Below are 14,292 nucleotides of genomic sequence, written 5' to 3' on the forward strand. Positions count from 1 at the left end.
TGCCGTTTGGCCTGCGGCGGGCTCGGGTTGGAGGAAACGTGGAATGAGCTTTTTCAAGAGATTGAAGGAAAGCATAGCTTCCAAGACGGAAGCGGTAACGAACAAGTTCAAGGAAGGGTTGTCCAAGACTCGCTCCGCTTTCGTGGAACGGGTGGAGGAGCTCATCTTCCGGCGCAAAAAAATCGACGAAGCTTTTTTCGAGGAGCTGGAGGAGATTTTGATTGGCGCCGACGTTGGCGTCAATACGGTTATGGAGCTTATTGACGAGCTGCGCGCGGAAGTGAAAAAACGGAAAATCGAGGAAGCCTCCGAGCTGCAGCCGATACTGTCCGAAAAATTGGTTAATATGCTGCGTGGCAATGGCGAGGATACGGGGCTGCGGAGCAATCCGGACGGCGGCATTACGGTCATTCTGTTCGTCGGTGTCAACGGCGTCGGCAAAACGACGACGATCGGAAAGCTAGCTTGGCGCTACAAGCAGGAGGGAAAATCGGTTCTGCTGGCGGCTGGCGATACGTTCCGCGCCGGGGCGATCGAACAGCTTGAGGTATGGGGACAGCGCGTCGGCGTGGACGTTATTCGTCAGGAATCCGGCTCCGACCCTGCGGCGGTTATGTACGATGCCGTTAAAGCGGCGAAGCAGCGGAACGTCGACGTCCTGCTGTGCGACACGGCCGGAAGGCTCCAGAACAAAGTGAATTTGATGGAGGAGCTCGCAAAAATTCACCGTGTCATTCAACGCGAAATTCCCGGCGCTCCTCACGAAACGTTGCTCGTTCTCGACGCCGCGACGGGCCAGAATGCGCTTCAGCAAGCGAAGCTGTTCGGCGAGAAAAGCGGCGTGACCGGCCTCGTGCTGACTAAGCTCGACGGCACGGCCAAGGGCGGCATCGTTATTGCGATCCGCAACGAGATGTCGCTGCCCGTCAAATTCGTCGGACTTGGCGAGAAGATGGACGATCTTCAACAATTCGACCCGAGCAATTCGTGCATGCGCTATTCTCGGGCGTCGCCAGCACCCAGGAAGCTGCGGACGACGAACAAACCGAATAGAAGAAGGATAGTTAACGACCGGCGGAGCATTAGCTCCTGTCCGGTCTTTTTTTTTTGTTTTTAGAATGTGTGGTGAACCCCAATAGCCCGTCCACAGCCAGTTAAACGCACCACTCGAAAGTGTGCAACCCCCAGTAGCCCACCCGCCGCCGGTTAAACGCACCAATCGAGAGTGTGCAACCCCCAGTAGCCCACCCACAGACGGTTAATCGCACCAATCGAGAGTGTGCGAACCCAATAGCCCACCCACAGCCGGTTACTCAAACCAATCGAGAATGTGCAACCCCCAGTAGCCCACCTACAGACGGTTAATCGCACCAATCGAGAGCGCGCAACCCCCAGTAGCCCACCCACAGACGGTTAATCGCACCAATCGAGAGTGTGCGAACCCAATAGCCCACCCACAGCCGGTTACTCAAACCAATCTCGAATGTGCAACCCCAGTAGCCCACCCACAGACGGTTAATCGCACCAATCGAGAGCGCGCAAACCCAGTAGCCCACCCACAGACGGTTAATCGCACCAATCGAGAGTGTGCGAACCCAATAGCCCACCCACAGCCGGTTACTCAAACCAATCGAGAATGTGCAACCCCCAGTAGCCCACCTACAGACGGTTAATCGCACCAATCGAGAGCGCGCAACCCCAGTAGCCCACCCACAGACGGTTAATCGCACCAATCGAGAGTGTGCGAACCCAATAGCCCACCCACAGCCGGTTACTCAAACCAATCTCGAATGTGCAACCCCCAGTAGCCCACCCACAGACGGTTAATCGCACCAATCGAGAGCGCGCAAACCCAGTAGCCCACCACAGACGGTTAATCGCACCAATCGAGAGTGTGCGAACCCAATAGCCCACCCACAGACGGTTAATCGCACCAATCGAGAGCGCGCGAACCCAATAGCCCACCCACAGCCGGTTACTCAAACCAATCTCGAATGTGCAACCCCAGTAGCCCCCCACAGACGGTTAATCGCACCAATCGAGAGCGCGCAAACCCAGTAGCCCCCCACATACGGTTAATCGCACCAATCGAGAGCGCGCGACCCAGTAGCCCGCCCACAGCCGGTTAAACACACCAATCGAGAGTGTTCAGCCCCAGTAGCCGGCCACAGTTGATGACACCAGCCATTCAACATCTTCCCCCCCTCGCAACCCGCCATAAATCATATTTTGTCATATATATTTACATGAACGGATCAGGGATTCGTGCATCGGAACCAAAATGCCTGTTCAATGTTATGTAATCTAACAAAAAGGCTGCGATTTTGTTGATGAACCCTTTTTACAAACCTAGAATAAGGCTATCTTCTACAACGAAACGGTGAACTGCGGTCGCCAGTAAGCGAAGGAGGGTGTTTGATTGAACAACATCATGCCCAAAGTAAAACGCGCCATGGTGGCTACGCCGCACTATTTGGCAACGGCGGTAGGCAGCTCCATCCTTCAAGGCGGAGGAAACGCCTACGATGCGGCAGTTGCGGTTAGCGCGGCGTTGTCCGTCGTTTATCCACACATGACCGGGCTCGGAGGAGACGCTTTTTTTCTCCTGTACGACGCATCCCGAAAAACATATAGAGGCTACAACGGGAGCGGAAGATCGTCGGCTGCCGCAAGCGTTGAATATTTCAAGAGCAAAGGGCGCAAAGAAATTCCCCATCGCGGTATCGAGAGCGCCTTGACCGTCCCTGGAATGGCGGATGCTTGGTGGAGCGTGTGGCGGGAAGGCGGAAAGCTGCCGTGGCACAAGCTGATCGAGCCTGCCGCCGCCTATGCGGAAGAAGGTTTCCCGATCTCTCGCAATTTGGCGGAGTGGATCGCCAAGGATGAGTCGCTGTTAAGCTGCGATCCGGGAATGAAGAAAACCTACTTGCCGGGCGGGCAAGTGCCGCGCGAAGGCAGCGCGCTCCTGCAGCCGGAGTTGGCTGAGAGTCTGCGCACGCTGCAACGGGAAGGTCGCGACGCCATGTATACCGGGACGTTAATGAAGCGGATCGTCGAAGCCGTCCGTCAGGACGGGGGGCTGCTTGGCGAACGGGATTTTGCGGAGCATCGCGGAGAATGGGTGGAGCCGCTGAAGACTCGTTATCGAGGCTGCGACGTGTATCAGATGCCGCCCAACTCGCAAGGCTTTTCGCTGCTTATGATGTTGAATATGCTCGAAAATATGAAATTAACCGATGTTCCGAGGCACTCGGCTGAATTCTATCACCTTGCCGCCGAAGTGGTGAAGCGAGCCTTTGTCGAACGCGACCGCTACTTGACCGATCCGGAATTCAATAACATCCCGCTCGATAAGCTGCTGTCCAAACCTTTTGCGCAAGAGCTGTTCCGAACGATTCGGATGGAAGGTGCCGGTCTCGGCGGCGAAGCGGGCTCTGCATCGATACCGATGGGACAGGATACGGCGTATGCCGCCATCGTGGATGAAGAAGGGAATGCCGTATCGTTCATTCAAAGCTTGTATTTCGATTTCGGGTCCTGCTACATGGCTGGAGACACCGGCATCATTCTTCAGAACCGCGGATCGTTCTTCTCCTTGGATCCGTCGGCGCCGAACGTATTGGAGCCGCGAAAACGGTCGTTTCACACGTTAATGCCGGGAATGGTAGCGAGAGACGGCAAGCCTTACATTTTGACCGGGACACAGGGGGGAGAAGGGCAGCCGCAGACGCAGCTATCGGTGTTGACCGGAGTGTTGGATTACGGCTTGTCGATCCGGGAAGCGATTGAGCTGCCTCGCTGGGTGTACGGGAGAACGTGGGGGTCTGAAGACGATTCGTTGAAGGTCGAGCCGCGCTTCGAGGCAGGGGTTGAGGAGCGGTTGTCCGAGCTGGGCCACAAGGTCGAGCGGGTGCGGGAATGGGACGGCATCATGGGACAATCGCAAGGGATATTGATCGACGAGACGGGAACGATCAGCGGAGCCGCCGATCCGCGAGGCGACGGCAGCGTGATCGGCTGGTAGCAGGGCGTTTCCCGCTATTGTCGGCTGGCAGCACAACACTCCGCTCAGAGGCAACGCGACACTCCACTCTACCGACTGGCAGCACGAAGATCCGTTCTACTATTTGAATCGCGGAGGTAAACCAGGATGTCGACGCTATTAATCAAAAATGCAAAAAACATTATTACGATGGACGGGGAGCGGCGAAGATTTCCCGGCGGAAGCCTCTATGCGGTCGGTCAGGAAATCGTGGCCATCGGGTACGATTTGCCTTACGAGACGGCGGACACGGTTATCGACGCGACTGGAAAGATCGTCTATCCCGGCCTCATCAATACCCATCACCATTTGTATCAGAACTTAACCCGCAACATTCCTTTTGTCCAAAAGACGGAGCTGTTCGATTGGCTCGTGACGCTGTACGATATTTGGCGTCATTTGCGTCCGGAGGATATTCATATTAGCGCTGTCGTCGGATTGGGAGAGTTGCTGAAAACCGGATGTACGACCGCCGCGGACCATTTTTACTGTTTCCCGAACGGCGTGTCGGGCGAACTCATCGACGAAGAAATACGCGCGGCGCAGGAACTGCGCATCCGGTTTCATCCGACGAGAGGCTCGATGAGTCTAGGCCGCTCCAAGGGAGGGCTTCCTCCGGACGAGGTTTGCCAGGACGAAGAAACCATTTTGCGCGATTCCAGACGGCTTATCGAGACGTATCACGATTCCAATCGATTCGCGATGCTTCGCATAGGCGTCGCTCCTTGCTCGCCGTTCTCGATTACGGGAGATTTGCTCCGCGAATCGGCTGCGCTTGCCAGAAGCTACGGCGTCCGGATGCATACGCATCTAGCCGAGACGCAGGACGAGGATCGCTTCTGTTTGGAAAAGCTCGGGATGCGTCCGCTCGAATTCATGGAGCAGACAGGCTGGGTCGGCGACGACGTCTGGTACGCTCACGGCATTTGGTTCAACGACGCGGAAATTCATAGGCTGGGCTCCCATTGCTGCGGGGTTGCCCATTGTCCGACCAGCAACATGAAGATGGGCTCGGGCGTCATGCCGATCGTCAAAATGCTGGGCGCAGGCGTAAACGTCGGCCTCGGAGTAGACGGCTCGGCGTCCAATGACGGCTCCAACATGCTGTCGGAGGCGAGAATCGCCCATCTCTTGCACAACCTGATGCACGGGACGACGGCGATTGGCGCCGAGGATTGCTTGCATCTGGCGACGATGGGCTCGGCCAAAGTGCTCGGATGGGCCGACGATATCGGATCGCTTGAGGTCGGCAAAGCGGCCGACTTGTTCATGATCGATTCGAGGCAGCTCGGCTTCGCGGGCGCTTTGCACGACGACGGCGCCTTGCCGGTGTTGACCGGACTGTCCCAGACGGTCGATATGACGATCGTCGGCGGCAAAATCGTCGTCAAGGACGGAAGACTCGTCAACGTGGACGAGGAAAAGGCCGCCATCCAGGCGCAAGCAGCCTCGTTCCGTCTTCTTAACGAAGCGGCGCTGCGAACGAAAATCGACTATTCCCGGATGCGTACGGAAGGCAAGTATCCGGTCGGATAAAAGGGGCGAGAGCGATGTGCACGACGGGAGCTGTCGTATGCCGGGACGACCGAGGCTTGCCTCACGTATACGGCTTCAAAAACTCCGACTCCGCACCGGTAGGCTATTGGCACGGCCGGACGGGCGGAGTGGAAGGCTTTGCGTCGCTGGCCTACGGGCTCTTCCCCCAGCTCGGAGTTAACGCAGGCATGAACGAGAAGGGTGTCGCGCTGATCAGCAGCTTTTTCGACTATGCCGATCCCGAGAACGAAGGCGCCGACGGCAGCCGGTATTGGAGCGGCGATTTGCGCGGCAAGGCGCAAGGCGAAGCGCTGGCTAAGGCGCGAACGGCGAGCGAAGCATTAGCCGTCATGAACGATGTATTCGAGCGAGAGCGCGAGCTCTCCATTGGGGGCTGCCATATTATCGCCGATCCGGAAGGCTCCCTCTTCGTATTCGAGCATTCGCGAGGCCGGGTTGCGGTGCAGGATGCCACGAATCAACGCTGGGTCGCCCGCAGCAATCAAGCATTCTGTTTATTTCGCGAAGAGCAGCGGACGATGAGCGAGGATATTGCGCAAGATCGGAACGAGCGGCTGCAAAGCGCGGAGGATACGCTGCGATTTCTGACGGAACGGGATATCCAGCCCCCGGATGCGAGAAAGGCGCTGCGTCAGTTGTTGTCTTCCCACGCCTACGTCGACTCCCAGTCCCATTGCGATAACGGAATGGCTGCCGCCGATCCGGTAAACAGACAAGGCAGCATATGCGCGCACGGCATCGTAAGAGGAAGATCCAACGCAGCCATTCCCCATGTGACGATGAGCGGAATGATCTGGGAGCTGTCGGCTGGAACGATGAGCTATACGCTCGGACAGCCTTGCCGATCGGCGTGGCGCAAGCTTTCATTCGACGAATAACAACGGAGAGAGGCGGTCGGGGTGAATGGAGTTGCATGGAAAAAAGGTGCTCGTCTGCGGAGGAGCTTCCGGCATCGGAGCGGCCGCGGTTCAAGCTTATCGCGCAGCGGGGGCCAGCGTAGCCGTATTCGATATTTCCTTCAAAGAGGAGCGCCTGACGGAAACGATCATCGAAATCCCTGTCGATCTTTCCGACTCCGGACAAGTGGACGAAGCGTTTGCCAAGCTCGAGTCCCGTTGGGATACGCTCGATATACTGGTCAATAACGCCGGCATCGAGTGCGTAGCAGAGCTGGAGGACACGAGCGAAGCCGCTTGGGATCGGGTGATGGGCGTCAATCTGAAAAGCGTGTTTTTGTGCAGCAAGGCGGCGCTTCCGAAGCTGAAGGCTTCGAGGGGAGCGATCGTGAATACGGCTTCTCAGCTAGCGTTCGTTGGCGCGTCCTCGTTCACGGCGTATACGGCGGCGAAGGCGGCCGTCGTCAATTTTACCCGCAGCCTGGCGCTGGAAGTCGCGGCGGACGGCGTCCGCGTCAATTGCATTTGCCCCGGAGCTGTCGATACGCCGCTATTGAGGCGTCAATTCGAAGGCAGGCGAGGTCCGCAAGGGACGCTTGACGATCTTGTCGGCATGCATCCGATCGGTCGATTGGGCAAGCCGGAAGAAATCGCGAATTGCATTCTGTTCTTGAGCAGTCCGCTCGCCTCGTTCGTAACGGGAAGCGCAATGATAGCGGACGGCGGGTATACGATCCATTAAATCTACTATGTAAAAGGAGGCTGGCCTATCCATGAAATCTTCGCTGCTCATAACGGGTGCGACGGTGCTTACCGTCAATTCGTCCGACGAAGTGATAGAGAACGGGGCGGTACTGATCGAAGGGTCGCGTATTGCCGACATCGGACCGACAGACATATTGGAGGCCCGTTATCCGAACGTGGAAAAGCTGGATGCGGCCGGTCACGCAGTGCTGCCAGGGCTTGTGAACCTGCACTTGCATTCCGGCCTCATTCGCGGCACCGCCGAAGATTTGCCTGTATTTGAATGGCTGGCCAAGCATGTGGATCCGAAGCACCGGGCGCTTACCGAGGAGATCGCAGAGGCCGCGGCCAAGCTTTGCTATACGGAAGCGTTGTTGTCCGGAACGACGTGCGTTATGGACATGTACCGTTATATGCACCGTTGTGCGGACGCGGCGGAGCGGCTGGGCATTCGCGCGACGCTTGCGCCTTATGTCGTCGACAAGCCGGGCATGGATTATTTCGAGACGCTGGACAAGAACGTCCGTCTCGTCGAGGAGCGCCATAACACGGCGGACGGCCGCATTCAGGTCTGGTTTGCGCTTGAGCATCTGACGTATTGCACGGAGGATGCGTACCGGAGAGCGGCCGCCCTCGCCGATAAATACGACACCGGCATTCATACCCATGGCGAAGAGTCATGGGAAATGGCTCGCAAGCTCAAGCAGGAGACGGGGCTCTGGCCGGTCGAGCTGTTCTTCGACAGAGGTATTCTCGGACCTCGGACGGTGCTGGCGCATTGCGTCTGGCTCGAAGATCCGGAAATCGACTTGCTTGTCAAAACCGGAACGTCGGTGGCGCATTGTCCGGTCAGCAACCTGAAGCTCGCTTCCGGCATCGCTCCGGTTCATGAGCTTCTCCAAAAAGGAGTGACGGTGGGGATCGGAACGGACGGCGTGAAGGAGAACAACAACCTCGACATGCTGGAGGAGCTTAAATTCGTCCCGCTGCTGCAAAAAGCGAGACTGCTTGACGCTTCCGTCGTTACTGCCGAAAGGGCTCTCCGCATGGCGACGATTGACGGGGCGAAGGCGCTCGGACGCGACAAGGAAATCGGCTCGCTCGAAATCGGCAAGCAAGCCGATCTAATAGTCGTCGATTACCGCAAGCCGCACCTGACTCCCTTTTTGTCCGGCAAATACAATAACATCGTCAGCAATCTTGTCTATTCGGCTTCCGGCGCCGACGTGCGCCATACGTTCATCGCGGGACGCTCGATCGTCCGCGACCGGGTGCTGTTGACCGACAATTCGGAAGCGATTCGGCTTCAAGCGCAGGAAGCCGCCGAAAAGCTGTTCGTGCTTCGCGAGCCTTATATTCCCGTCTGAGGAGGAACCCAACGTGGCATACAAACCGAACGAAGAAGTTCTTGGCGTCATCTCTCAGCTTGGCCCTTCCTTAATTGAGTCGAAGGAGGCCCGTTCGCTTCCGGCGGAATGCTATACGTCCCCGTCTTTCTTTGAATTCGAGAAGGAAGCGGTGTTCGCCCGCAGCTGGCTGTGCGTAGGCCGCCAGGAAATGATTCCGAACGCTGGCGACTATTTCACGATCAAGATAAACGAAGACCCGCTCATCGTATCACGCGACAGCAAAATGAACATTCACGTTATTTCCGCCGTTTGCCAGCATCGCGGGCATCTGGTGGCGGAAGGCAGCGGCAATTGCAAAAATTTCCGTTGTCCGCTCCATTGGTGGACATACGGACTGGATGGAGAGCTTGTATCCGCGCCGGAGATGATCCGAATCGAGCCGTTCGATATTTTGCGCCACGACCATTCGCTGCCCGGCCTCAAGACGGAAATCTGGAACGGATTCATCTTCTGCAATTTCGATCCGGATGCCGCCCCGCTTGCGCCGACGCTAACGAAGCTGGACGAGGAAATGGCGAACTACCGGGTGAACGACCTCGTGTCGATGCCGTTCGTCGACATCGACGATTGCCGGTGGAACTGGAAAATTATGATTGAATCATCGATTGAACCTTATCATACGAACTATCTTCACAAAGGGCCGCACGATTTCGCGCCGAGCCAGCTGGCCGGCTTCATCGATTACGAGGACGGCGACGGTCAAATTATGCATCCGACGGGCTTTACCCACATCGACGCGGGCTTTTCTCCGGAGATGAAGGCTAATTTCCCTGCCATTAGCACGCTGACCGACGAGCAGCGCCAGCGGATGACGATTGCGACTGTGCCGCCGATGCTAACGCTTGGACTGATGCCGGACCAGGTGTTCTGGAATATCATTTTGCCGCAAGGCCACGACGGCATCCTGTTCCGCTCCGGGCTCATGTATCCGCCGGAGACGGTGGCGCTGCCGGACTTCGAGGAACGGTACAAGCTTGCGAACGACAGCATCCAGGAAATCAACGAACAGGATCTGGCTGCCAACGCTTCCTTGCAAAAAGGACTCTCCTCGCGACTTGCGAGCCGCGGCCGTTACGCTGCTCTGGAGCGAACGCTGCCTCAATTGAACAAGTGGCTGGCGAAGAAATATTACGGCTATCTCGAGGATAAAGGCATTGAGCTTGAGCCGCCGAAGGCGTTCGCCGAAGCGAAGGCAAAGGGTTGATCGATGGCGGATGAAAAAATTGACGAGCTGCCGCTGCTCGAATGGGATGTCGAAGGCCCGGACGGCTCGCTTCATCTGATCGGATGCGGCGATCCGAAGGGCCGGCCCGTACTGTTCCTGCACGGCATTACCGAGAACGCACGGGCGTTCGAGCCGGCCATGCGCAAGCTCCCGGATGGGATATTCGCAGCGGCGATGGATTTGCGAGGGCGCGGCTTGTCCGCGAAGCCTATGAGCGGTTACCGGCTCGCGAATTACACGGAAGATTTGCTTGCCGTTTGCAACGGCTGGTCGGGGAAAGCTCCGGTAATCGTCGGTCATTCGATGGGCGCGAGGGTCGCTGCTGCGTTCGCGGCGTTGTACCCTGGGTTAGTCGGGGGCGTCCTGTTGATCGATCCTCCGCTCAGCGGGCCGGGGCAGACACCTTTTCCGGTGCCGCTTTCCCGTTTCGTCGAGCCGAAGCGTGCGCTTGAGCGCGGAGATATGGCGACGTTCCGCTCCTATTACACGTCGCCCGATTTCGATTACGAGCGCAAAGCCCGCGAGCTTGGCGGATGCTCGCTGGAGGCGATCGAGCAGTCGCATGCGGCCATGAATACCGATCCTTTTCACGCGTATTATCGGATGTTGAGCGTGCCCGCGCTATTGGTCGCCGCGGGCGGCGCTCCGTTCATAAGCATGGAGGCGGAAATGCAGCTTCGAGAGATCAATCCGCGAGTAAGAACGGCTCGTCTGGAAGGGATCGGACACGAGATTCACAAGCTCGCCCCGGCCCTCTTTTTGCAAACGGTGCGCGATTTTTTAACTTCAATGGACAATGAAGGAGCGAGAGCATGAAACGAGCGAAAGCGATATGGCCGGAGGGCATGCCTAAACCGGCTATTCCCTATAGTCCTGCCGTCCGGGCGGGCGATTGGTTGTTCGTGTCCGGGCAGTCCGCGTCGGATTTGACGACGGGACTTGCGCCGGAAGCGCAAGTTCCGGATGCGTTCCCGCATTACCAGAACGCTTTCCGGAACCAGGCCGCTTATTTGTACGGAAGAACCGGTCAAATCGCCGATGCGGCGGAGCTGCCGCGCGGACAAGTCGTCCGGGTCAATCAATGGTACCGCGCCGAGATGGACGAACGATACGAGCGAGGAAGCTTGACGGTCAACAATAAGCGTTACGTGCAGGAGAAGAAGAAGTTTTTCGGCGACTACAGCCCGCCGAGCACCGGCATCGGAGTTCGCAACCTCATCGTCGAGGGGGCGAAGGTCGAAGCGGACTTTACGGCGAGGTTCGCCTCGGAAGGGGAGAGGCCCGTTCCTGTGTCGGCGCCGGGCTTGCCGAAGCCGGCGTCTGGGTATGCAGAAGGCGTCAGGCTGGGCCATTGGGTGTTCCTGTCCGGCGATCTTGCCTCCGATTGGAAAGGCAATTGGGGGGAGAACGGCTATGAGGGCGAGCTTCATTCGCTCGCGCCGGAAGCGCGTTCCAGCGGCTTGTATTGGGGAGACGAACCGGTCGCGAAGCAGACCGACTATATTTTGGGGCGGCTTAGCAAGGTGGCGGAAGCGGCTGGCACGAGACTTGGCCTTGCGGTCAAAGCCTATGTCTATTTGGCTGATCCGGCCGATTACGTCGCTTTCGAAGACGTATGGGCCGCCTGGTTCCCGGATCCGTTCGAGGCGCCCGCCCGCATTCTCGTTCCGAACGTCGAAATCGGCGCCAAAGGGTGCCGCGTCGAAATCGGCATGGACCTGCTCATGCCGGAAGCCTCATCTTCGCGTTCGGCGGTTCGCGGCGGCTGGATGCCGAAGAGCAAGGAGCCTCCCGCGATGCGCGCGGACGATTTGGTGTTTTTCAGCGGCTTAATGGCCACCGGACCGGAAGGACTGGCGAAGGACGCGCAGAACGCTCCCGGCTTGCCGTACTTCGATTGCCCTGGGCGCAAGCAAATGGCGTTCGTGCTGGAGAAGGCCGGAAAGATAGCCGATGCCGCCGGAGTGGAGATCGATCAAACCGTTAAGGCTACGTTGTATTTTACCGATTTGCGTTACTTGGCGGGGGCGATGCAGGCCTGGGAGGCCGCTTTTTCGGGACTGTGCAAGCCTGCGATCACGATCGTCGAGATCAATCGCGAATTGTGGGTTCCCGGCTGCGTCGTCATGGCCGATCTCGTGCTGTACGATCCGCGGAAGGGTGAGCCGATGGCGAGAATAGGGATGCTGACGCCTTCGTCCAATACGGTGCTCGAGCCGGTGACGAGCAAGCTGACGGCAGAGCTTGAAGGGGTAACGGTTCATTATTCGAGAATCCGGGTGACGGCGATCAAGCTGGGAGACGATTCGGATCGTCAATTTTCCGTCGATGCGATGGTCGAGGCGGCGAAGCTGCTGGCCGATGCGCTCGTCGATGTCATTGTATGGAACGGAACGGCGGGCAGCTGGCTTGGCCGGGATTACGATATCGAGCTTTGTCGCCGTATTCGGGAAGAGACCGGGATACCGGCTACGACTTCGACGCTGGCGTTCGAGGAAGCTTACTCGGCATTGAAAGCGAGGAGAATCGGCCTCGTCACGCCCTATACGGTCGACGTCAACGAAAGGATTGTCGAGCGCTATTCGTTGAGCGGAATCGGCTGCGCGGCTCATCGGTGCAGCGGATTGCACGTGAACGAGCAATTCGCTAATGTCGGCTTCGAGGAAATCGGGAGCATGATCGACCAGGTGGCCGAAGCGGGCGCCGATGCGGTCGCGGTCGTATGCACGAACATGAATGCGGCGTCCTTGGCTGCTGCATACGAGGAAAAGCACGGTATACCGGTGCTCGATTCTGTATCCGTGACGGCGTGGCAGGCGCTTCGGCTTGCCGCGGTCGATGCGTCTTCTTTGGCGAATCGATGGGGCGGAATTTTTCAATTGAAATAGTTGTTTGGGAAGGGAGAGGACGGCTCGATGGGCGGAAAATGGAGCGGCTTGATAGCCGAAGCTTGCCGATACGACGCGGAAGGTCTGTGGGACATTGAAATCGCGGACGGCAAGATCGTGAATGTGGAGCCGTCTGTACCGGGGCGCGCCGTTCTGGCGGGAGAGATGCTGCGGGCGAAAGGGGCGCTGCTTCTGCCGGGCTTGGTCGAGACGCACATTCATCTGGACAAGGCGTTCCTCTCGAATCGCATGCCTCGTCCCGCCGGCAGTGTGGCGGAAGCGATTGCGATGACCGCCGAATTGAAGTCGTCGTATACGCCGGAAGACATTACCGCCCGATCCGAGCTCGCCTTGGATCGGGCGTCCCGTTTCGGAGTAACCCGTCTGCGGGCGCATGTGGAAATCGATCCTATTGTAGGTCTCATGAGCTTGGAATCGGCGCTTGATATCCGTCGCTGTTACGCGGATAAAATCGGCATTCAGCTTGTTGCCTTCCGCAGGAAGGCATCTTCAGTCGTCGGGAACCGATCGTCTTCTTCGCGAAGCGATGCGATCGGGAGTTGATGCGGTCGGCGGAGTGCCCTACAACGACCGCGATTCCCGCGAGCATCTGGAGTTCGTCTTCCGGCTGGCCGAGGAATGGGGCAAGCCGATCGATCTTCATCTCGATTTTTCGGACGATCCGGGCACGATGGCTATTGCCGATGTCGTTGAATTGACGAAAAGCTTCGGGATGCAAAATCGGGTAGCGGTCGGTCATCTGACCGCCCTCGGATCGGCGGAACCGGAGACGGCGCAAAGGCTGGCGAACGATATGGCGGAGGCGGGAATCTCCGTATTTGCTTTGCCCGCGACGGATCTCTACTTGAACGGCAGAGGAGACGCGGCTCGTCCTCGGCGCGGACTGGCTCCCGTAAGGACGCTGCTCGATGCCGGAGTCAACGTATGCTTCGGTACGAACAATATGCGCAATGCGTTCACGCCGTTCGGAACCGGCGATCCGCTCGATATCGGACTGTTGCTGGCGCAGACGGCATATATGGGCAGTCGTGAGGACGCCGCCGTCGTTGGGATGTGCACCGAACGCGCGGCGGAGGCGCTTAGAATGACGGACTACGGAATAAAAAGCCGGATTGGATGCAGAGCTTGTGCTTATCGAAGGCGCGGTCTTCGCCGAGCGAATGCTCTTTTATACGATCGTCCGCGAGAGCGCAAAGTGTGGCGAAATGGCATAAAATTATGATAAATCGCCATTTATGTAATATTATCTAACGTAATATCTTGATAAATCCGGTAAACCTCTAATATGTTAGATATATTGACATTTCGATAGGTGAAGGGGGATGGGCCATGCAGATGACGGTCGAGCAAGCTTTGTCGGTCTACCCCCTCTCCGAAGGTCGGCTTATCGCCGGCCTCGGGCAAATCTCGAATCATTCGGTCGGTTAACGTTATGGACGCTCCGGATATAACGGAATGGATCAAGGAAGGCGAAATGGTTTTTACGACGGCTTTTCTGATCAAAGACAAA

10 protein-coding genes and 2 pseudogenes are annotated in these 14,292 nt (G+C 57.6%); all 12 read left to right on the forward strand.

Annotated elements, in window-relative coordinates:
• Window positions 1-43 precede the first annotated feature (43 nt).
• Window positions 44-1,053: pseudogene (gene ftsY / locus D3H35_RS07735) on the forward strand (signal recognition particle-docking protein FtsY).
• 1,366 nt (window positions 1,054-2,419) lie between these two features.
• On the forward strand, window positions 2,420-4,024 hold the full coding sequence (gene ggt, locus D3H35_RS07740; protein WP_378125200.1) for a gamma-glutamyltransferase: 1,605 nt from the start codon (window positions 2,420-2,422) through the stop codon (window positions 4,022-4,024).
• Window positions 4,025-4,150: 126 nt separating this feature from the next.
• Window positions 4,151-5,578: an 8-oxoguanine deaminase gene (locus D3H35_RS07745; protein WP_119148502.1), complete on the forward strand. Its 1,428-nt coding sequence runs from the start codon at window positions 4,151-4,153 to the stop codon at window positions 5,576-5,578.
• Window positions 5,579-5,592: 14 nt separating this feature from the next.
• Complete coding sequence (locus D3H35_RS07750; protein ID WP_119148503.1) at window positions 5,593-6,477, forward strand: C45 family peptidase; 885 nt, start codon at window positions 5,593-5,595, stop codon at window positions 6,475-6,477.
• 25 nt (window positions 6,478-6,502) lie between these two features.
• On the forward strand, window positions 6,503-7,237 hold the full coding sequence (locus tag D3H35_RS07755; protein ID WP_119148504.1) for an SDR family NAD(P)-dependent oxidoreductase: 735 nt from the start codon (window positions 6,503-6,505) through the stop codon (window positions 7,235-7,237).
• Window positions 7,238-7,268: 31 nt separating this feature from the next.
• Window positions 7,269-8,606: an amidohydrolase family protein gene (locus D3H35_RS07760; protein WP_119148505.1), complete on the forward strand. Its 1,338-nt coding sequence runs from the start codon at window positions 7,269-7,271 to the stop codon at window positions 8,604-8,606.
• A 13-nt stretch (window positions 8,607-8,619) separates the two neighbouring features.
• Window positions 8,620-9,852, forward strand: coding sequence for an aromatic ring-hydroxylating oxygenase subunit alpha (locus tag D3H35_RS07765; protein WP_119148506.1), 1,233 nt, complete (start codon window positions 8,620-8,622; stop codon window positions 9,850-9,852).
• A gap of 3 nt (window positions 9,853-9,855) precedes the next feature.
• Window positions 9,856-10,689 carry an alpha/beta fold hydrolase gene (locus D3H35_RS07770; protein ID WP_119148507.1) on the forward strand — a complete coding sequence of 278 codons (834 nt, stop codon included), beginning with the start codon at window positions 9,856-9,858 and terminating at the stop codon, window positions 10,687-10,689.
• Window positions 10,686-12,761: a Rid family hydrolase gene (locus tag D3H35_RS07775; protein ID WP_119148508.1), complete on the forward strand. Its 2,076-nt coding sequence runs from the start codon at window positions 10,686-10,688 to the stop codon at window positions 12,759-12,761. The genes D3H35_RS07770 and D3H35_RS07775 overlap by 4 nt, the downstream gene beginning before the upstream one ends.
• 27 nt (window positions 12,762-12,788) lie before the next feature.
• Window positions 12,789-13,325, forward strand: a complete 537-nt coding sequence (locus D3H35_RS07780) for an amidohydrolase family protein (protein ID WP_119148509.1) — start codon at window positions 12,789-12,791, stop codon at window positions 13,323-13,325.
• Complete coding sequence (locus tag D3H35_RS07785) at window positions 13,309-14,004, forward strand: amidohydrolase family protein (RefSeq protein ID WP_119148510.1); 696 nt, start codon at window positions 13,309-13,311, stop codon at window positions 14,002-14,004. Before D3H35_RS07780 ends, D3H35_RS07785 begins: the two co-directional genes overlap by 17 nt.
• A gap of 107 nt (window positions 14,005-14,111) precedes the next feature.
• Window positions 14,112-14,292 (forward strand): annotated as a pseudogene (locus D3H35_RS07790) (PucR family transcriptional regulator ligand-binding domain-containing protein); the annotation flags it as partial.

Source organism: Cohnella faecalis, assembly GCF_003570905.1.
GTDB lineage: Bacteria > Bacillota > Bacilli > Paenibacillales > Paenibacillaceae > Cohnella > Cohnella faecalis.

What these genes read in the sequence shown, in the direction of transcription:
- D3H35_RS07760 (WP_119148505.1), top strand. Translation starts at nt 7,269, where the DNA reads ATGAAATCTTCGCTGCTCATAACGGGTGCGACGGTGCTTACCGTCAAT.
- D3H35_RS07770 (WP_119148507.1), top strand. Translation starts at nt 9,856, where the DNA reads ATGGCGGATGAAAAAATTGACGAGCTGCCGCTGCTCGAATGGGATGTC.
- D3H35_RS07780 (WP_119148509.1), top strand. Translation starts at nt 12,789, where the DNA reads ATGGGCGGAAAATGGAGCGGCTTGATAGCCGAAGCTTGCCGATACGAC.
- D3H35_RS07750 (WP_119148503.1), top strand. Translation starts at nt 5,593, where the DNA reads ATGTGCACGACGGGAGCTGTCGTATGCCGGGACGACCGAGGCTTGCCT.
- D3H35_RS07785 (WP_119148510.1), top strand. Translation starts at nt 13,309, where the DNA reads ATGCGATCGGGAGTTGATGCGGTCGGCGGAGTGCCCTACAACGACCGC.
- D3H35_RS07755 (WP_119148504.1), top strand. Translation starts at nt 6,503, where the DNA reads ATGGAGTTGCATGGAAAAAAGGTGCTCGTCTGCGGAGGAGCTTCCGGC.
- D3H35_RS07745 (WP_119148502.1), top strand. Translation starts at nt 4,151, where the DNA reads ATGTCGACGCTATTAATCAAAAATGCAAAAAACATTATTACGATGGAC.
- D3H35_RS07775 (WP_119148508.1), top strand. Translation starts at nt 10,686, where the DNA reads ATGAAACGAGCGAAAGCGATATGGCCGGAGGGCATGCCTAAACCGGCT.